The sequence below is a fragment of the Idiomarina ramblicola genome (assembly GCF_003987255.1).
Lineage (GTDB): Bacteria > Pseudomonadota > Gammaproteobacteria > Enterobacterales > Alteromonadaceae > Idiomarina > Idiomarina ramblicola.
Genome location: NZ_PIQC01000005.1, coordinates 127,625 through 146,017 on the forward strand (window position 1 = coordinate 127,625; position 18,393 = coordinate 146,017).

The window sequence follows — 18,393 nt, forward strand, 5'->3', positions numbered from 1 at the left end:
GGACTATGCGCAGCAGCCAATATTTATTATCAACGCTTAAAGAAACACCTTCTGACGCTGAGATCGTGAGTCATCAGCTAATGTTGCGGGCAGGCATGATCCGAAAGGTCGCTGCCGGGCTTTACACCTGGACGCCCACTGGCTTGCGTGTACTGCGCAAAGTTGAAAACGTTGTTCGCGAGGAAATGGAAGCCATTACTGCATTGGAAATATTAATGCCTATGGTACAGCCGGCGGATCTTTGGCAGGAATCCGGCCGCTGGGATGACTACGGCCCGGAGTTATTGCGCATAAAAGATCGCAACCAACGTGACTTCTTATTGGGTCCAACCCACGAAGAGATCATCAGTCAGTTAGTGCGCAAAGAAGTCAACAGCTACAAGCAACTGCCGTTAACCTTATTCCAGATCCAAACAAAATTTCGTGATGAAATTCGCCCTCGTTTCGGCGTTATGCGTGCACGTGAGTTTATGATGAAAGACGCTTACTCTTTCCACCTCACTGACGAGTCGCTGCAAAAAACCTACGATGACATGTACAAAGCGTACAGCCGTATTTTTGAACGTCTGGGCTTAGACTATCGTCCTGTCATTGCCGATACCGGTTCAATTGGCGGAAGTCATTCGCATGAGTTTCATGTGCTGGCAAGCTCCGGTGAGGATGCCATCGCGTTTTCTGACTCTTCAGATTATGCCGCCAACGTGGAAATGGCAGAAGCACTGGCTCCTGCTGGTGAGCGCCCTGCTCCGAATCAAAAAGTAGAAAAGCATGAAGTGCAAGGCGACGAGCTAGCTGCTGTGCTACAGCCTTTGTCGGTAGAAAGCCAGCAGGCAACCAAGTCTTTTATTGTCAAAGCATCAGACGAAATCGATGCTGAATACGTTCAGCTTGTGCTTCGGGCTGACCACGAATTAAATACGGTCAAAGCTGAGAAACTCATTCAGGTCGCCTCACCATTAGAAATACTGACACAGACAGAAAAAGCGACCGGAACAGAAGCCCCTTACGTGGGAGTAGTGAAAGCGAAATTGCCTTTGCTGGTTGATCACAGCGCCGCTCACCTGTCCGATTTTGCCTGTGGAGCAAATGAAAACGGTCAGTGGTTAACTGGCGTAAACTGGGAACGTGATACCGGCGAGTACAGCGCGGTCGACATTCGCAACGTGGTTGAAGGTGACCCCAGCCCTTGCGGGCAGGGCAAAGTAAAGATAGCCCGCGGCATAGAAGTTGGTCACATCTTCCAATTAGGCAAAAAATACAGTGAAGCCATGAAGGTTGGCGTACTGTCTGAATCCGGTAAACACGAAACCTTAACCATGGGTTGCTATGGCATTGGTGTTTCCCGCATTGTGGCAGCAGCCATTGAGCAAAATAACGACGACCGTGGTATTTGCTGGCCAGACGCTCTGGCTCCTTTCCAGGTTGTTATTGTGCCCATGAATATGCACAAGTCAGCACGCGTTCAAGAGGCCGCTGAAACGCTTTATAACGATTTGAAGGCTCAAGGTATTGATGTTCTGTTTGATGACCGTAAAGAACGCCCTGGGGTCATGTTCACGGACATGGAACTCATCGGCATTCCACATCAAGTGGTGGTTGGGGAACGTAACTTAGATCAGAACCAGGTTGAGTACCAAAGCCGTAAAGGCGGAGAGAAGCAGAAAATAAGCTTGGATGATTGCGTCAACTTCATACAGCAACAGCTCTAAACTCGCTAAAAACAAAAAGGGCCTGATAGGTTTTGCTATCAGGCCCTTTTTTTATACCTTAATCCTTTTTACCTTAACGATGGAGTTTTAAGACTCCTGTCCTGCCAAAGGCTCTATATAATGTAAATGCATATCCCAGGGAAAGTGAATCCAGGTATCCTGAGCCAAATCAGCCACAAAGTCGTCAACTAATTCCATTCCAGCCGGCTTTGCATAAACCGTAACAAATTTCGCTTTAGGCAAGCGATCACGTAAAAACTTCAAGGTGTTACCGGTATCAACCAAGTCATCAACAACCAAAAAACCTTCACCATCAGTCGTTGCGGTAACGTCTTTCATTACCTGCAAATCATCACGTTGTTCTGTGTGGTCATATGAACTAACAGCCACACAGTCGACAACACGAATATTCAGTTCGCGAGCGACGATTGCTGCCGGCACCAGACCACCCCGACTAACAGCAATAATTCCCTTATATTGCTCGGCCGGTAATTGACGACGAGCGAGTTCGCGTGTCGCGCGGTGCAACTCTTCCCATGATACAAAAAACTCGCGGTTTGAATGCCATCCCATAATTTTTTTACCCTAACCAAATAAATTTAGCGACAAAAAGTGCGCCTAAAAAAATGACGCTTGGTGTTAAATCCTGATAGCGTCCGCCAAGCAGCTTCACCACAACGTAACTAATAAAACCTAATGCGATACCGTCTGCTATCGAAAATGTCAGAGGCGTCATCAGTAAAACCACGGCAACCGGTGCGGCTTCGGTAATATCGTCCCACTTTACATCTTTAAGCGTAAACAACATTAGCACCGCAACATAGATGATAGCTCCAGCTGTTGCATAAGCTGGAATCATACCAGCCAACGGGGCAAAGAACATGGCCAATAAAAATAAAATGCCGACAACGACCGCCGCAAGTCCCGTTTTGCCTCCCGAAGCGACCCCAGCCGCCGACTCAATGTAGCTGGTGGTGGTCGACGTACCCAGCATTGAACCGGCAACTGTTGCCGTGCTGTCCGCCATTAATGCTCTATTTAGACGCGGCATTTCGCCGTTGGCTTTTGCCAAACCAGCCTTTTGCGCCACCGCCAGTAAAGTTCCCGAAGTATCGAAAAGATCAACAAACAAAAAGGCGAAAATAACAGACAACATGCCAATATCAAAAGCAGCGGCTAAATCCATTTGCATAAAGGTTGGAATCAAGCTTGGCGGTGCAGACACAATGCCATTGTATTCGACCAACCCGGTTGCCCAGGCAATAAGCGTGACCAGTAAAATGCTGATTAACGCTGCGCCCTGCACCTGTCGTGCAACTAACCCAATAATGAGAAAAAAGCCCGCTGCAGCTAACAATACCGAGGGTTCAGACAATGAACCTAAGGTCACCATGGTAGCGTCGTTGGCCACAATAATATTCGCGTTCTGTAATCCGATTAACGCCAAAAAGGCACCGATACCAGCTGCGATGGCTAAGCGTAAGGTGGCCGGAATTGATTTTATTATCCACTCGCGAATGCGAAAAGCGGAGAGTAAAAAAAATAAACACCCAGAGAAAAACACTGCTCCTAAGGCGGTCTGCCAGGTATAACCCATGCTAAATACCACGGTGTAAGTGAAAAACGCATTCAGCCCCATTCCAGGCGCCAGCGCGACAGGATAATTAGCCCATAACCCCATAATTAAGCAGCCAATAGCCGCCGCCAGACAGGTTGCTACAAATACAGCTCCGTAATCCATACCCGTTTCACTTAAAATAGACGGGTTAACGAAGATGATATAAGCCATGGTCAAGAAGGTTGTTAGCCCGCCTATAACCTCAGACTTGACCGAACTACCACTTGCTTTTATTGAAAACAGCTTTTCCAGCATGAGAAACCTTGAAAGTTTGGCGTTGTGGTTAAAAGGCAGGTATTTTATCCTAACTACCGCAAGATTTGTTGTTCACTTTTCATTTTTTAACAGGATACAGAATTTATCATGCCAACCGTTTATTTCGTCGATGCCGATGGTAACCAATTTGAAGCCACCGTCGATTCAGGAACCAACGTTATGGAAGCCGCTGTCGAGAACTTTGTTGACGGTATTATTGGAGAATGTGGTGGCGTCATGTCATGTGCAACTTGCCACTGCTACATCCCACCCGAGTGGCAGGACAAGCTTCCGGCTCCATCAGAGCAGGAAGAAGACATGATAGATATGGTACTAGAGCCCCAAGACAACAGCCGCTTAAGCTGTCAGATAGAAATAACCGACGAATTAGACGGTTTGGTGGTGCATATGCCTAAAACTCAGTTCTAACAGACTGAAGTTAGTCTACGGTTGCCACGGGCATGAGAACTTCGTCGTGGTAGCCGGTTATAACCCGGATAGTTCCGGCAAGCTCGCGGTCTAATTCGGAATCGCCAGTGTCTACTCGCAACGGTTTATTATTCAGTGCTTGCAACTTCTTTTTAGTCGCAATGACCCAAATATTGTCTTTACCAATATGCCGAAGTACGCGTGGACTCAGCTGTTGATTACCGCGACCAAATAAATGCCCCTGCCCGCCTATCAACGTTATCACCAATTTAACCATTCCGTTTGCCTGCTGAGATACGGTTTCGTATAAACGGCTCTCGGTCACATCACTGGCCAGCAGACCGCCCTGCTGAACTAAGTCAATGCCGAGCAAGGTATTTTCATGCCCCATAGTCTGCATAACAGCGGCTACCGTTGAGCCCGACCCCATTACGAGCAACTCGTCGTCAACACGCTCGACAATTTCTGCGGCAATGTCATCCAAAACCATCTCGTCGCTTTCTTTACCACCCATTTTAACGGCCTGAACGTATTCCAGTTCAGCCGGTACCGACATTTCCCCAAAGCGTCTTGCACGCACAGTGCCTTCTCTGAAGGCCTCTTCATCAATATCCATCACGTCGGCATTATGGATGCTGGATAGCTCGCCCCTAAGAATCTTCTCAATCACCCGTCCTGCAGCCAGTGGACTGATAGCATAGACTCCTGAATGAATCTTTACACCGGCGGGGATGCCCAACACCAGTTGGTGTTCAGGAACAACTTGGTAAATATCACGGGCGGTACCATCACCTCCGGCGAACAAAAGAATATCGACCTTATGATGAATAATTTCTGACACCGCTCTTTTGGTGTCTTCAGGAGAGGAAGGGGACTCAGCAGCAGAGTAAGCTGACTCAAATGAAAAGCCCATAGCTGCAAGAGTTTCGGAGCCCATTTCATTATCAGCAGTGACAAAGTGCAATTGTTTTTTGTAAGGCTGGAGAAGTTCTAATGCGGTCTGCGCGCGTTTGGCGGCCTTTTTTTCAGCCCCGGCCGCTAATGCCTGTTCCCGAATATGGGCGCCGTCGCTTCCCTTCAAAGCTAGGGCGCCGCCAATCCCCGCATATGGGTTAATAATAAAACCAACGGTTAATCGACTACTTGTTTCCATTACTACTTGCTTCCATTACTACTCGTTTTCAGCTTCTTCAGCCTCTTCTTCAATTTCTTCACCGGCATTTTCTATATCCTGACCTGCGCCTTCCATTGTTTCACAGGCACTTAAACCCAGTATTGAAATTGTTACTAACAATGCTCTTAAAAACATAGATTGCTCCTTCTCAAGGATTAAGAATTAACTACCTGACCACTAGGCCAACTACAATTAAAGTCGTGACAAAGTGCTTTTGCAAACTTTGCAGCTCGCGGCGGTAGTGTCTTTTCTTCCAGCAGATGATTTAACTGCTCAGCTACCTTAGCAGTAAATAACTGTCTGTCTACCTCAACCCCGTTCAGGTTGTCTACACTGACCTGGAACGGAAAGCCGCAGCATAAAGAAAACAGCCACTCCAAAGCCTGCGGCTTGCGCTCAACCTGTTCAAAAGACTGTTGCTGGGCTTCGTTTCGCCCGTCAGGTTCATACCAGTAACCATAGTCAAACTGCTTGCGACGCGCTTCCCCCGCTATACACCAATGTGCTGTTTCATGTAGTGCTGAAGCAAAAAAACCATGGGCAAAAACCACTTGGTTTGGCTCACCCTCTTCCGTTGCTGGCTGATAATAAGGTTCGTCGTTACCCGCAACTAATACTGTGTTGTGATCTTCTTTGAAACAGCGCTCAAAAACTTCAATCAAGCGCTGATAATGATGTTCTGACGTCTGACTCATACCTGCTTTAACGACTAATGTCCGGTGTTTCAGTTTGGGCTGATACATTGTGCGCGCGCTGACGTAACCAATGGTCTGCTAAAACCAGACTGGCCATAGCTTCTACTATAGGAACCGCGCGGATGCCGACACAAGGGTCGTGACGGCCTTTTGTCACTATGGCCTGCTCGTTACCCCAGCGGTCAATTGTTCGGCCACTAATGGCTATACTGGACGTTGGCTTTAGTGCGATATCGGCAAACACGGGTTGTCCGCTACTTATACCGCCCAAAACACCACCCGCGTGATTTGATAAAAAACCTTCAGGTGTCATTTCATCACGATGCTCACTGCCGCGCTGGCTGACCACTTCAAAACCGTCGCCAATGCTGACCGCTTTCACCGCATTAATACTCATTAAAGCTTTGGCTAGATCCGCGTCTAACCGGTCAAAAACTGGCTCACCCCAACCCGGTGGAACACCTGTAGCCTGCAACCGAATTTTAGCACCGACCGAATCGCCTTCCTTTTTCAGCTGACGAATAAGCTCCTGCATAGGTTCTACCGCATTCGCATCGCCGCAGAACAACTCATTTTCGCGTACCTGTTGCCAGTCAATGTTGCTAGCCACAACATCACCCATTTGTGTCAACGCTGCCTGCACCTCGATACCCTGCTGCTGCAGTAGCTTCTCAGCTATAGCCCCGGCAGCCACCCGCATTGCCGTTTCGCGAGCGGAAGAACGACCGCCGCCACGATAATCTCTTACTCCGTACTTATGCTGATAAGTGTAGTCGGCGTGACCCGGACGGAAAGTATCTTTTATGTCAGAGTAATCCTGACTGCGCTGGTCTGTATTTTCTATCAGCAGCCCAATAGGGGTACCCGTCGTAACACCTTCAAAGACGCCGGAAAGAATTTTAACTTGATCGGCCTCCCGGCGAGCTGTGGTGTAGCGGTTCTGACCCGGCTTACGTCGATCCAACGCCTCTTGCAAATCGGCTTCCGTTAGCGCCAGACCAGCTGGACAGCCGTCCACTACCGCGCCTAATGAAGGCCCGTGACTCTCACCAAAAGTGGTGACTTTAAATAACTGTCCAAAACTGTTTCCTGGCATTAGCTGGCCTTAGTTTCTCGTTGTTTATGTTCAATAAGCTGTTCTTTTGTCAGCAAGAAAACCCCGTCACCACCATTGGCAAACTCAAGCCAGGTAAAGGGCGTTTGTGGGTACTTTTCGGCAAGCGCTAGCATCGAGTTACCGACTTCACAAACAAACAAGCCGCCGTCGTTTAGCAAGTCGGGCGCCTGTAGCAGCATGTCATCAACCAGAATCAAACCGTCCTCACCCGCGGCTAAGCCCAACTCTGGCTCGTGGAGGTATTCCGGCGGTAAATCCGCCATATCTTCAGAATCAACATACGGCGGATTGCTAACTATTAAATCGTACTTTTCAGCTTTTACCGCGTTGAATAAGTCTGACTGAATGGGGGTGACTTGATGGGTTAAGCCGTGCTGCTCAATATTAAATTCTGCCACTTCCAGCGCTTCGGTTGAAATATCCAGCGCATCAACTTCGGCTTCAGGAAAAGCGTAAGCACAGGCTATTGCAATACAGCCCCCGCCTGTACATAAATCTAAAACACGGTGTGGCTGTTGCGTCAGCCAGGGCTGGAACCCGTTTTCAATCAGTTCTGCAATGGGTGAGCGAGGCACCAGCACCCTCTCATCAACATAAAAAGGCAAACCGGCAAACCAAGCCTGATGTGTTAGGTAAGCCGAGGGAATATGTTTCTCTATGCGCTGTTTAAGTAGCTCAGTAAACTCTTGCTTTTCTGATGCCAGCAGCCGGCAATGACCCATATCAGCCAATTGAGCACTGGTGAGCTGTAATACATGGCTTAATAAAGCCCGCGCTTCATCAATCGGATTGTCCGTACCATGACCGTAATACACATCGGACTGATTCAACTGCGTTACACTCCAACGGATAACGTCATCAATGCTGACCAACTCTTGAATGGCTTGTTCCAGATTACGCACTTGCAAAGGCTGTCTCCCGACCACTGAATGTTTTATACTGAATAAACTTAATGCCTTAAAGATACCTTAATTCAGCGCGGTTTTCATCAATCATGGTCGCAAACAAACATCAGTCATCATCACTTTCGGAAGACGATATCGAGCTTTTTCGTGAAGCCGCGAGAGGAGCTTCACGTATCAAGCAAGACAAACTGCCGCCGGAGCCGCCAAAAATTGCTGAGCTGCGTAAACGCAGGCAGCTCTCAAATCGCCCCAGTGCACAGCAAATAGCCGACGCCAGTCGTTCAGCCAGCCATTACTTTTCCGACGATTTTGAAGCGCATTTTGCCGAAGGACCGATACGCTTTGCTGCCGAAGGTGAATCGGCTTACCTGGTTAAGCAATTGCGCCGGGGGGATTACACGCCAGAGTTGTTATTGGATTTACACGGCATGACACTCGCCACGGCTCGACAGGAGCTGGCCGCCTTGCTACTGGCATGTGAACGCGAACACATTGATTGCTGTTGTATTATGCATGGGCACGGCAGTGGTAAGCTCAAGCAACAGTTGCCGCACTGGCTGGTGCAGCACCCGCATGTGCGGGCATTTCATCAGGCTCCGCTGGAATGGGGTGGCGCAGCCTCGTTGCTGGTTCTGTTAAACGTTGCGAGCTAACCTTTAGCCCGCACAGCGCTCCGCTATTAATAACTGCTGGAATTTGCCGCGTAACGTTTCTGGCGAGAAATCAACAACCGCAATGCCTGCCGTCGGAAAAATAGGGGGTTGTACACTGGCGTCCAGCTCATGCACTAAATAACTCACCAACGGCATATGCGATACCAGTACCACACTCTCAAAGTTATGTTCCTGAATTTCTGCTGCAAGCCAACTGACAACCGACGCCGCGTGACCGTCGGGCGTAATATCATCGCAGTCCTGTCGCTGCCCGGTCTTAAGGTGCGACAGTAAAATAGAGGCTGTTTGTTGCGCCCGTAAATAAGGGCTGACGTAAACACAGTCAACTTTCGGCTGCTTGTCTATCAGCCAAGTGGCCGTGGTCACAACTTCGCGTTCACCGTTGGTGGTTAAACGGCGTTCGCGATCAGAATAACTACCGTGTGGGTAGTTTGCTTCACCATGACGCATAATATACAGCTTCATTCTGGCTTAGACTCCTCAGCCTGCGCTCGACGATTCGCGTCAGGCCGACCACCGGTCACCCTATTTGCCCGGCCTGACTGCTTGGCTTCCTCCGCACGACGTTTGCGTACGGCTTTTGGATCGGCAATTAACGGACGATAAATTTCAATGCGATCGCCATCTCTTAGCTGCGCATCTAATTTGACCGTCTTATTCCAAATACCCACTTTTTGCTGTTCAAGATCAATTTCGGGAAAGTGCTCGAACACATCCGACATTTTGATGCACTCTTCTACCGTCGCGCCCTCTTGTGGGTGCACCGTTAGCAACACTTGTTTTTCCGGCGTAGCGTACGCGACTTCAATGGTTAATTTATTACCCATGCTGGTTGCCATACACTTGTTCTGCCCGTTTGACAAAAGCGTCGACCATACGCGAGGTCACCTCACTGAATATTTTACCGAACGCCATGCCCAGCAAACGACTCGAAAATTCGAAGTCCAGCTTCAGCTCGACTTTGCAGGCATCGTCAGCCAGTGGCGTAAACACCCAGCCGCCCGTTAACTTTTTAAATGGGCCGTCTACCAGGTCCATATCAATACGTTCCGGTTCATGCAGTGTATTGCGCGTGGTAAAAGTTTTGCTGATACCCGCTTTGCTAATATCTAATGCTGCCACTTTTTGTTCGTCAGATGACTCCAGCACCCGCGACGCGGCGCACCCGGGCACAAACTCCGGATACGCTTCAACGTGGTTAACAAGGTCGAACATTTGTTTAGCGCTGTACGAAACTAAAGCACTTTTTTCGATACTGGGCATTTTTCTACCTACAACTAAAATCAACTGCGCAATAATAACGCAACCAGAAACGCTTTGAAGCCCTTAAAGCAATTTTCTTTTCAGTGCGCATAGGTATAATAGCCGCCATGAGTAAAAAGAAACCACAACAATCGTCCAATACCATCGCTCGTAATAAAAAAGCGCGGCATGAATACTTCCTTGAAGACAAGTTCGAGGCAGGTGTCAGCTTGCAAGGCTGGGAAATTAAGAGCATAAGGGCTGGCAAGGTAAACATTAGCGACAGCTACGTCATTATAAAAAATGGCGAAGCTTACCTTTTGGGTGCCGAAATTCAGCCACTTAACCAAGCCTCAAGCCACGTTTATTGCGAACCCGACCGCAGCCGTAAACTGCTGCTGAAGCGCCGCGAGCTGGATAAGCTTATTGGCGCCTCAGAGCGTGAGGGTTATTCCATTGTTGCCACAGCCATGTACTGGAAAGGCCCGTGGGCAAAACTGGAGATATTTTTAGCCCGGGGTAAAAAGTCACACGATAAACGCGACACCATTAAAGAGCGCGACTGGCAACGCCAGAAGGCTCGGATAATGAAGCATTCGGTGCGTTAGAGACCTCAGGTACGTCCTTCAAACGTACCTTTTGGATCCTCAATAGCTCATTGAGCAACTTCTCAAGCTCTCCGTCAAATGTGTCCAGTTCAACACGAGCATCCATAAGAACGTTTGTCGTTTGACGGAGGTTAAGTAAAGCTAAATTGAACCAGACATTCTTATCTGAAGCATTGAGCTTCAGCGATTTCCAATAGGCTGGTTCACTAGCTTTAAAGCGATACTGCCTAAAGTAAATATTGCCAAGCAACGCCCAACTTTTATCCGTTCCAAGCCCCTTACGGTGTAGCCATTGCAAATGCTGTTCTGCTGATAGAAGATCTCCATTGCTATACCAGTTAACCGCCGCTTCCAAACTCTGCTTCCTAACCTGTCTCTCTTCTACTGTCGCGCTACAGCCTTGATTAATTAAGCTCAATAGCAATACAGCAATCAAAATACTTGTTTTCATTTAGCTCTCCATGCCTATTAATAAACTTTAATTTTTTCCCAATCCATTTTTCTAAAGGCCAAAAGTTTCCAGCGGCCATTTCAACCAATCCGTGAGCCCCCTTAAAACGAGCAATTTCGTTGGGACAAATGAATCGACGAACCTCTATAATTCTGCTTTCTTTGTCAAAGGCAACAACATCAATTGGTTCTTTCATTCCCCAAGTATGTATTGATTTACAAAATGGAAACCAGAAGGCCATTTCTGTCGTTGGCTGCTGCTCACCAAGCATGCCGATCAACCTTTGATGGAATTTTTTCATAGCCTTTACTTTGGGCCATAAAACAATATCTTTCTCGCTTCTCATCCAAGCCCTCCTTGGCCTATTTGAACAATTACTGGACCTAGAATAATCAGAAAATTTACCGGAAAAAAACAAGTTACCAGTGGAAACAAAAGCTTTACTGGCGCTTCCTGCGCTCTCTTTTCGGCTGAGTTGAGTAAATCCTGTCTTAATTGATTGGCATAAAACCTTAACGACTTCGTCAGGCTAGTTCCTTGCTGATAGCCTTTTATCAGCATGGAACTCCACTCATGGAGCTGCTTCGTATCATACCGCCCAGACAGTTCATCCATTGACTGAGCAAAACTTGTACCTCTTCGTAGCCGACTGAGCATCGATCTAATTTCCCGCGCCAGCAGAAGGTCGTTGCATGATGTAGATACCGTCTCCAAGGCCGAAATGAGAGGAATTCCTGACGCAATCATCATAGAAATTAGATCGCAAAAGTCAGGAAGTTGGCGAACTATCGCTTTATTATTTTTTAGAGCTAGTTGCCTTTTCTTGTTTATAAGCATTAATAAAAAAAGGAAATAGATAACACTTACTAGCCACCATCCCAAAAACAGTGAAAAAAATATTGATACACACGCCGTAAAAAACCAGAAGAAAAATGATTGAGCAGCTCCTTTTAGAAAATCAATTTCCAAGTAGCGAACCGTCCATATCTTGATTCTTTCAGGTAAAATTGACCACATTTTTAATACTGCATAATCCAGCTTTTTCCCAAGTGATAAAATTTTCCAGACAGCAAAGACTAAAAACGAAAAGCTAAGCGTCGTCAGAAATGTTAAGAAAGCAACTATAATCATTTCTCATCTTCCGGGTGCATAATTCGTTTAACGATCCATCCACCAATGAACATCAATATAATGGCTGCTATAAGCATTAAAATGCCAACGCGTGACTCGGTGAAAAGAGCAGTATGCTCTGGCTTAATCCAACTTAAAAGAAAGTACAACCCAACAGGCATCATAACGAGAATTTTAGCCTGCATTCTGGCTTGTGAGGTCAACGTCATCTGCCGTTCTTTAATGTGCTGCTGTTGTTGAAGGTTATCAGCCAATCTCAGAAATAAGTCCGATTGTTGCCCTCCACTTTTCAAACCTAAAACTAAAGACTGAACCACGAGTGTAATGGAGAAAGCCGGAACCCTAAGCTGCCAATCCTCTAAGCAATCAGCTAAGGGTTTACCAACTTTTTCTTGCCTCAATAGCTCGTCCACTTCTTGTCCTAAAGGAGGTAATAAGGTTCCTTTTAAATTCTTTAAAGCTGAACCGACACTTGTACCACTTCTTAATTGATTACTGAGCCCAATCAACATTGCAGGCAATTGTTTCTCTATCTTCATATAACGTTGCTTTTTTAAATGACGATAGACAAATGGCGGTGCTACTAAAGTTAAAATAAACGCCGCTACCGCCCATAGTTTACTGACAGATAACCATACAATTAAAGGTATTAAGATCGTCACAATGAGGTAACCTCTGACGAGAATTGTTACCGGCATTCTCAAGAAGAACTCTTCCAAAGAACGCACTGTTGATAACCTAAGCTTTTCTTCAAGAAGCTGATATCGTTTTGGTGTTAAATGCGAGAGAATCCATAGCCAGCACAGCCCGCTGCAAACTATCAAGAACGCTAATCCGAGAATGAACATAGCCCATCTCCCATAAGTGCTTCCCAGACTTCCTGACGAACATTTTCCGTTTGTTCCTCTGCGAATTTACATAGGATCTTATTGCTCATTAATGATTGAGCCGCGTTACTTCTCTCAAATAATGGTGACAACTGTAAAACATTGTCATCTATCCCTGTAACTTCACTGATACTAAGCACCACCCTTCTACCATCGGAAAGGCGAGCTATCTGAATGACAATATTAACGGCACTGGCTATTTGTTGTCGTAACGCAGAAATAGGGAGTTCTATTCCACCCATCAAAACCATAATTTCAAGGCGCCTTAATGCATCTCGGGCACTATTCGCATGAACCGTACTCAGAGATCCTGCGTGACCAGTATTCATAGCCTGTAACATGTCTAAAGCTTCTGACCCTCGGCATTCGCCAACAATAAGCCGATCGGGACGCATCCGCAGTGCATTGATAACGAGCTCTCGAATACTTATAGCGCCGGTCCCTTCCTGATTCTTGGGTCGCGCCTCAAGACTTATCAAATTGTTGTGGTTTAACTGCAGTTCAGCCGCGTCTTCGATACTTATAATTCTTTCATTTTCCGGAATTTCCTGAGATAGAATGTTTAGTAAGGTTGTTTTCCCCGTTCCTGTTCCACCAGAAACAATAATATTTTGGCGACAGCGAACAGCAAGTTTTAGAAATCCAGCAGCCTGTTCTGTCAATGAATTACTATTAACCAAGTCCTCGACCGTTAAAGACTTATTGATAAATTTTCGGATAGTGAGACATGAGCCTTTGGTCGCTAATGGCGCTAGTACTGCATTTACACGGGAGCCATCCGGTAAGCGAGCGTCTACCATAGGTGAAGCATCATCGACGTGGCGACCTAAAGGCAACACAATCTTATCGATAGTGCGCCGCAGAGAGAACTCATTGCTGAACTGCTCTAAAGCTTTTTCCAGCCTACCAGCGCGCTCCACATAGATCTGATCATAACTATTAACCATAATTTCAGTGACTGTCTCATCTATTAGAAGCCGTTCAAGGGGTCCCAAGCCGATAACTTCCGCAACCGCATCTATAACCTCATTTTCTGGAGCTCCTACTTTTTCTTTTAAAAAAGACTCGGCGTAACGCCTCAACTCACCTTCGTTCATCTCCTCGAAACGAGGGTCTCTGTTATCTAAATGTTCTTTTAGGGTGTCGATTAAGTTTTCTGATGTCATCGAAATGTCTCTCTCAGCTGTAGAACCGAGTCGTTCTGATACCAGTTATCTTTTTGCACCAGTCGCTTTTCTTTATCCCGAAACCGCTGCCCTGCTGTATCCATACGCTCGGCAGTAACCATAATAATTAACTCTGTGGTTTGCTCCCGATTCTGTTGACTTCTGAATGCATTCTCTAAAATAGGTAATGACCCTAACCCTGGTATTTCATCTTCTTGAGCTGACTCATCCGTACTTAAAAGACCAGATAGGACCAGCGTATCCCCATCATTTGAGAGAAATACTGATTCAGTTCTACGGCTAAGTATTCCAGGTACCCCAGACACGGAGACAGCTGGATCAATATTGCTCAACTCAGCGTGAAGTTTCGTCTTTATCCTATTGTCATCCAAGACGACAGGTTGAATAACCAGTTTTATACCGTACTCCCGGAACGTCACATCCTGCATTCCCTGAGCCACAACTTGCGGAATAGGGAGCTCTCCTCCCGCAAGAAACGTTGCTCTTTCACCACTTTGTGTAGACAAAACAGGATTAGCCAGTAATTTCGCAAGGCCGTGGCGCTGCATAAGCATTAATTGGGAATTAATTTCTGCGTCCCATTCAAATAAACCAGACAAAGAGCTCGAGAATGTTGGGCCGCTAGTCGCACCTTGCCAACGAATACCGAGCTCTTCCAGGTACTGACGCTTTGTTTCCAGAATATTGACTCTTAGTGTCAACATCGGAGGCTCTTCCTGAAAAGGTTCAGTTAAATTCAATATTTCTTCATGATCCTGAGAAATTTTTTCTAATTCATCGTGATGCTTCTTAGAAATCTTCCCCGCCAAAACAATGATCCCCGATTTCTCTGCTTTAGTGAGAGCTTCTTCTACATCAGATATCGCTTCGATACGCCCTTCCAATGAAAGATCGAAACTAGCTGTTACACTAACGTTTAATTCCTTTAACGCGTCTTCAGATTTCAGCCAGATATCAGCCTGACCAACGTTAAGCGCCCTTAGAATAGCCTCGTTATTACTTAATAAATGAACATCGGCAACACTCTCATCGCTAATAAGAATATCGGTACCGGGTTCTATATTGATAATTTGAGTTTGCCCTTTTTGAAGTCGGTATAAGGCGTTTTCAACACCGGCTTGAGCACTAAAGGCTACAAATATGAATAAAGTTGTAAACAGATAACATTTTAACTTTATTGGACCGTCCATGGTTCCACCTTGCTTTGTTTAGATTCTTGATGCCAAATTTCTATTTGATCTGAGTGACGCCCTCTCGCCCAGACCAGCATTGGACTTCCAATAGCCTGAGTGAAGGCCTTTACTTCCAAAGGATCTATCAATAATGTCAGTGAGTATGAGCCATACCCTTCCTGTAGTCCGTGAATATCGAAAACTTCAATTTCTTCAAAAAAATCGTACTTCCGGAATTTTTCATTAAACTCACCAACAAATACAATATCGACTACATCCCCTTCTTTTAGCATTGCATTATGGTGCCCTAAGTTATCCGTGCTAACTGTGATAGCGTAATATCCGCTAGGCAATTTTTCCGATAATCCACTGTTTTTGTTATTCAATAAAAAACGCTCAGAAACTGGCTCTCCGGGTTGTACAGAACTTCGAAGTTGCCGACCTATAAGAAGGCCTGCTGAGCTTTCTATATACCAATCATTGTTGATTAGCTCTTGAGGGTAACTTCGAGCCAGCAAGTCACTTACCTTGATAATATCACCTGCCTTCAACTCCCTTGAAAAGACGACAACACTACCGGCATTTCCTGAAGCCTCCTGAAGTCTACGATGCGTTTCTTGCTGCAAATATTGGTGAATTAGAAAAATAGTTAAAATCGAAATTATTGAGCTAAAAATTACGGCAAAAATCCATTTCGCCTTTTTTTTCATGAGCTCCCTCCTGGAATTAATACTAAATAGCGCCAGATAAAATAATAAAATTCTCTTGCCTTACGACCGGTCTCAATTAAGTACTCAATGAGTGAGAGTTGTTCTTCAACAATAAATAAAGCGGTCATTATTAAAAGAGAGATTAGTAACCACTCTGTCGATGCCTGACCGCTTTGCTTCTTGTTCATAGAACATGAACCAAAATCACGTACTCACCTTGCTCCGAGAACATTAAACGACCCATATCTTCTTTGAATATCCATAAATCATGGGACTTCTCGATTGATTTAAACGAATCAATCTTTTGGCTATAAGTTAGCTTTAATATATTTTGAATGTCATTGAACTTGAATGTAGAGAGGTAAACCCATACCTCTTTTCCGTTTTTCTGGCTCTTCGAGATTGCGTGAAAAGGCCCCTTCAGTTTAGGTTTTTCTGTATACGGCAAAATTATTTTGCTCAATATCCAGGAGCCCCCATCTCCTTTAAAAAAAGTCCAATTATCCTCTCCGATTGGACAGATCCAAAAGTCTCTATGGGGAGCAGGACAGTAGGAATAAAAATCTTCCACAAGGTTCCAGTCCGGGGTTTGGGGACTTTGCAAGAAATAGGCTGTTACAGCCGAATTTTTTGAAAGTGGCATTTTAGACCACTCCCATTGATCAAACCCTGCGGGGACATCAGCAATCATATGAACACTCCTCTAATAAAGCTTCATCCGGCACAACGTCGGAGTCTATATGACCAAAACTCAGAGATCCTGACCTCAACTCACGTGATAGAAATAGAGAACCCAAACCATCCTGAATGACATTAGTAATACTCCCAGACAAGACATTATTTATGACTAATCTGGCAGGCCTATTGCTAAGCCCATCCCTACTCTTTGTTTCCCAGCCGTCACTAAGTTTTGCCATGGCGAAATAATTTTCTCTTGTTTGCCACAAATTCTTCATTGGCAGATCAATATTAATTATTTGATCAATAGGGCTAATTATAATTCCCAGCCTTCTTGCCAACCTATAATCATCACTTTTAAGCATAAACTCACCATCAAAATGACTATTCCAAATCAGGTTTCTTGCATTAATTAGTTCTTTTTCAGAGTTTTTTTGTGAAATCATTAGTTCATTAAATGCAGATCCTATAATTACAACCAAAAAAGAAATCGAAATTAAAAACTCAATAACCGCCTGACCGTTGCTAAATTTCTTCACGACTAATTATTACTCCTTTATCCAGACCTGATAGAGGAATTACTTTGGGCTCCCATAGTGCATTAAATAAATTTTCGCGTTCATACTTCTGATCTTTTCTTGGGAAAACTGTGCCTGCTCTGGAGAACTCCGAAATCGCTTTCGCATGCGCCACCTGCTCGTTGTCGTCCCTAACAGAAATTAAAACTGTATTGTCTCCAAACTCATTTAAGTTTCTCAGGCCCATATAACCAAATGGCTTTTGCCTAACACCAATCGACTCCATTTGGGCTAATCCCAAACGTGAAGACATTGAATTACTGCGAAAAGCGCCTCCATAGCCTGCGCGCCGGGAACGGCGTTGATCCTGTGCCTTAGCCCCCCAACCTAATGGCAGTTGCTCTTTAAAGCTTCCTATAAACCAACTTCTTCCGTGAAGTGACACTGAATCCAAAGCGTGCCAGTCCCAACCACCATTTCGGTTTCTTGATAGTTCCGTTCCACCACGCTTAACAATCTTGTGAGTGAAGATATTGACCCAGTTATATCCTCTATTACGACTAAACGGATCCAAACTCTTTAAGGTCAGTTCTTCTAACTCCTTTGATTCTTCACTATTACTGGTATTGCGTACTTCTGTTTTGCGCCACCAAAGGCTAGGGAACGGAGCTATGCCACCACCTTGGTAAGCTTCCCAGCTAAGATCTGTAGAGTGTTTAGAAACGATATCTTGAATAAGAAGAGGTAACTCCATAACAAAACTTGCGTCTAATAATCGCTGCGCTGCTGATATTCCTTGAATTACAGCCACCTGAAACCTGATAAGTACTTCTACTATCTGCTCGAATCCTTCTTCAATACGCTCAATAACAGTAGATAGAGCCCGAGTAATTTGCCCTAGGTAAGGAATAAATGACGTTACAGCCTCGAGATTATCAGCCGTTCTGTCTAACATTGATAAGTAACTAGCCAGTCCCACCCATTGAGCAATTGCTACTTGATTGCCAATAAGTGCACGGTTTGTTAGCGCAAGAAAGTTCATCTGCCGAGACATTGCGACGGCCGCACTATACGCTGCGTTATCTGCAACGCTTTGTAGGTACCACTGACGCCTGGCGTGTTTTCCCATATCAGTCACAGCGAATAAAAGCAGAGAAACCAGCAACAGAACCCCGACCATTAAAATCAGGGTTTGCCCTTTTATTCGTGAGTTAGTATTTGAGAAAGTCATCG

At 45.6% G+C, this 18,393-nt stretch carries 25 protein-coding genes; 4 read left to right on the top strand and 21 right to left on the bottom strand.

The genetic code is table 11. The features are described 5' to 3' along the window. Positions 1 to 5: 5 nt before the first annotated feature. Complete coding sequence (locus CWI78_RS07975) at positions 6 to 1,709, top strand: proline--tRNA ligase (RefSeq protein WP_126781955.1); 1,704 nt, start codon at positions 6 to 8, stop codon at positions 1,707 to 1,709. A gap of 87 nt (positions 1,710 to 1,796) precedes the next feature. Here CWI78_RS07975 and gpt read toward each other — a convergent pair whose 3' ends face one another. Both gpt and CWI78_RS07985 read right to left on the bottom strand, forming a co-directional pair. Then, entirely contained in the window at positions 1,797 to 2,282 is a 486-nt protein-coding gene (gene gpt / locus CWI78_RS07980) for a xanthine phosphoribosyltransferase (RefSeq protein ID WP_054488237.1), read from the bottom strand. Between the two features lie 7 nt (positions 2,283 to 2,289). Next, positions 2,290 to 3,582 carry an NCS2 family permease gene (locus CWI78_RS07985; protein WP_126781957.1) on the bottom strand — a complete coding sequence of 431 codons (1,293 nt, stop codon included), beginning with the start codon at positions 3,580 to 3,582 and terminating at the stop codon, positions 2,290 to 2,292. A gap of 108 nt (positions 3,583 to 3,690) precedes the next feature. On the opposite strand from CWI78_RS07985, the gene CWI78_RS07990 reads away from it, so the two are divergent. Further along, entirely contained in the window at positions 3,691 to 4,011 is a 321-nt protein-coding gene (locus CWI78_RS07990; protein WP_126781959.1) for a 2Fe-2S iron-sulfur cluster-binding protein, read from the top strand. A gap of 10 nt (positions 4,012 to 4,021) precedes the next feature. Here the strand turns inward: CWI78_RS07990 and CWI78_RS07995 are convergent, their stop codons facing one another. The 5 genes from CWI78_RS07995 to prmB are packed head-to-tail and all read right to left on the bottom strand — an operon-like array spanning position 4,022 to position 7,905. Further along, positions 4,022 to 5,164: an ATP-NAD kinase family protein gene (locus tag CWI78_RS07995; protein ID WP_126781961.1), complete on the bottom strand. Its 1,143-nt coding sequence runs from the start codon at positions 5,162 to 5,164 to the stop codon at positions 4,022 to 4,024. A gap of 18 nt (positions 5,165 to 5,182) precedes the next feature. Further along, positions 5,183 to 5,320 carry an entericidin A/B family lipoprotein gene (locus tag CWI78_RS08000; protein ID WP_126781963.1) on the bottom strand — a complete coding sequence of 46 codons (138 nt, stop codon included), beginning with the start codon at positions 5,318 to 5,320 and terminating at the stop codon, positions 5,183 to 5,185. Between the two features lie 20 nt (positions 5,321 to 5,340). Next, a complete protein-coding gene (locus CWI78_RS08005; RefSeq protein ID WP_420809838.1) occupies positions 5,341 to 5,928 on the bottom strand; it encodes an elongation factor P hydroxylase in 588 nt (195 codons plus the stop codon). After that, entirely contained in the window at positions 5,888 to 6,976 is a 1,089-nt protein-coding gene (aroC, locus tag CWI78_RS08010; protein WP_126781965.1) for a chorismate synthase, read from the bottom strand. The genes CWI78_RS08005 and aroC overlap by 41 nt, the downstream gene beginning before the upstream one ends. After that, positions 6,976 to 7,905: a 50S ribosomal protein L3 N(5)-glutamine methyltransferase gene (gene prmB, locus CWI78_RS08015; protein ID WP_126781967.1), complete on the bottom strand. Its 930-nt coding sequence runs from the start codon at positions 7,903 to 7,905 to the stop codon at positions 6,976 to 6,978. The genes aroC and prmB overlap by 1 nt, the downstream gene beginning before the upstream one ends. An 86-nt stretch (positions 7,906 to 7,991) precedes the next feature. Between prmB and smrB the strand changes: the two genes are divergently transcribed. Continuing rightward, positions 7,992 to 8,555, top strand: coding sequence for an endonuclease SmrB (gene smrB, locus CWI78_RS08020; protein WP_126781969.1), 564 nt, complete (start codon positions 7,992 to 7,994; stop codon positions 8,553 to 8,555). A gap of 3 nt (positions 8,556 to 8,558) precedes the next feature. Here smrB and sixA read toward each other — a convergent pair whose 3' ends face one another. Genes sixA through CWI78_RS08035 form a run of 3 tightly spaced genes read right to left on the bottom strand, consistent with a single transcriptional unit; the run spans position 8,559 to position 9,839 of the window. Next, positions 8,559 to 9,041, bottom strand: coding sequence for a phosphohistidine phosphatase SixA (gene sixA / locus CWI78_RS08025; RefSeq protein ID WP_126781971.1), 483 nt, complete (start codon positions 9,039 to 9,041; stop codon positions 8,559 to 8,561). Further along, the gene (locus CWI78_RS08030) at positions 9,038 to 9,415 is read right to left on the bottom strand and encodes an RnfH family protein (protein WP_126781973.1); all 378 of its coding nucleotides are present in this window, start codon (positions 9,413 to 9,415) and stop codon (positions 9,038 to 9,040) included. The genes sixA and CWI78_RS08030 overlap by 4 nt, the downstream gene beginning before the upstream one ends. After that, a complete protein-coding gene (locus CWI78_RS08035; protein ID WP_126781975.1) occupies positions 9,396 to 9,839 on the bottom strand; it encodes a type II toxin-antitoxin system RatA family toxin in 444 nt (147 codons plus the stop codon). The genes CWI78_RS08030 and CWI78_RS08035 overlap by 20 nt, the downstream gene beginning before the upstream one ends. A gap of 107 nt (positions 9,840 to 9,946) precedes the next feature. Here CWI78_RS08035 and smpB point away from each other — a divergent pair, with 107 nt between their 5' ends. After that, a complete protein-coding gene (gene smpB / locus CWI78_RS08040) occupies positions 9,947 to 10,426 on the top strand; it encodes an SsrA-binding protein SmpB (protein WP_126781977.1) in 480 nt (159 codons plus the stop codon). Here smpB and CWI78_RS08045 read toward each other — a convergent pair. The 11 genes from CWI78_RS08045 to CWI78_RS08095 are packed head-to-tail and all read right to left on the bottom strand — an operon-like array spanning position 10,368 to position 18,391. Then, a complete protein-coding gene (locus CWI78_RS08045; RefSeq protein WP_126781978.1) occupies positions 10,368 to 10,877 on the bottom strand; it encodes a tetratricopeptide repeat protein in 510 nt (169 codons plus the stop codon). The two genes, smpB and CWI78_RS08045, sit on opposite strands and share 59 nt — an antisense overlap. After that, on the bottom strand, positions 10,831 to 11,223 hold the full coding sequence (locus tag CWI78_RS08050; protein WP_126781980.1) for a DUF192 domain-containing protein: 393 nt from the start codon (positions 11,221 to 11,223) through the stop codon (positions 10,831 to 10,833). Before CWI78_RS08050 ends, CWI78_RS08045 begins: the two co-directional genes overlap by 47 nt. After that, the gene (locus CWI78_RS08055) at positions 11,220 to 12,008 is read right to left on the bottom strand and encodes a type II secretion system F family protein (RefSeq protein WP_126781982.1); all 789 of its coding nucleotides are present in this window, start codon (positions 12,006 to 12,008) and stop codon (positions 11,220 to 11,222) included. Before CWI78_RS08055 ends, CWI78_RS08050 begins: the two co-directional genes overlap by 4 nt. After that, the gene (locus CWI78_RS08060; protein WP_126781984.1) at positions 12,005 to 12,856 is read right to left on the bottom strand and encodes a type II secretion system F family protein; all 852 of its coding nucleotides are present in this window, start codon (positions 12,854 to 12,856) and stop codon (positions 12,005 to 12,007) included. Before CWI78_RS08060 ends, CWI78_RS08055 begins: the two co-directional genes overlap by 4 nt. Then, on the bottom strand, positions 12,838 to 14,061 hold the full coding sequence (locus CWI78_RS08065) for a TadA family conjugal transfer-associated ATPase (RefSeq protein ID WP_126781986.1): 1,224 nt from the start codon (positions 14,059 to 14,061) through the stop codon (positions 12,838 to 12,840). Before CWI78_RS08065 ends, CWI78_RS08060 begins: the two co-directional genes overlap by 19 nt. Continuing rightward, positions 14,058 to 15,272: a type II and III secretion system protein family protein gene (locus tag CWI78_RS08070; RefSeq protein WP_126781988.1), complete on the bottom strand. Its 1,215-nt coding sequence runs from the start codon at positions 15,270 to 15,272 to the stop codon at positions 14,058 to 14,060. The genes CWI78_RS08065 and CWI78_RS08070 overlap by 4 nt, the downstream gene beginning before the upstream one ends. Then, entirely contained in the window at positions 15,257 to 15,964 is a 708-nt protein-coding gene (cpaB, locus tag CWI78_RS08075) for a Flp pilus assembly protein CpaB (protein WP_126781990.1), read from the bottom strand. The genes CWI78_RS08070 and cpaB overlap by 16 nt, the downstream gene beginning before the upstream one ends. Continuing rightward, positions 15,961 to 16,152 (bottom strand): hypothetical protein, encoded by a 192-nt coding sequence (locus CWI78_RS08080; RefSeq protein WP_126781992.1) that lies wholly within the window; start codon positions 16,150 to 16,152, stop codon positions 15,961 to 15,963. The genes cpaB and CWI78_RS08080 overlap by 4 nt, the downstream gene beginning before the upstream one ends. Next, positions 16,149 to 16,655 (bottom strand): hypothetical protein, encoded by a 507-nt coding sequence (locus CWI78_RS08085; protein ID WP_126781994.1) that lies wholly within the window; start codon positions 16,653 to 16,655, stop codon positions 16,149 to 16,151. Before CWI78_RS08085 ends, CWI78_RS08080 begins: the two co-directional genes overlap by 4 nt. Beyond that, entirely contained in the window at positions 16,645 to 17,181 is a 537-nt protein-coding gene (locus CWI78_RS08090; RefSeq protein WP_126781996.1) for a hypothetical protein, read from the bottom strand. Before CWI78_RS08090 ends, CWI78_RS08085 begins: the two co-directional genes overlap by 11 nt. Then, a complete protein-coding gene (locus tag CWI78_RS08095; protein ID WP_126781998.1) occupies positions 17,168 to 18,391 on the bottom strand; it encodes a pilus assembly protein TadG-related protein in 1,224 nt (407 codons plus the stop codon). The genes CWI78_RS08090 and CWI78_RS08095 overlap by 14 nt, the downstream gene beginning before the upstream one ends. Positions 18,392 to 18,393: the final 2 nt, after the last annotated feature.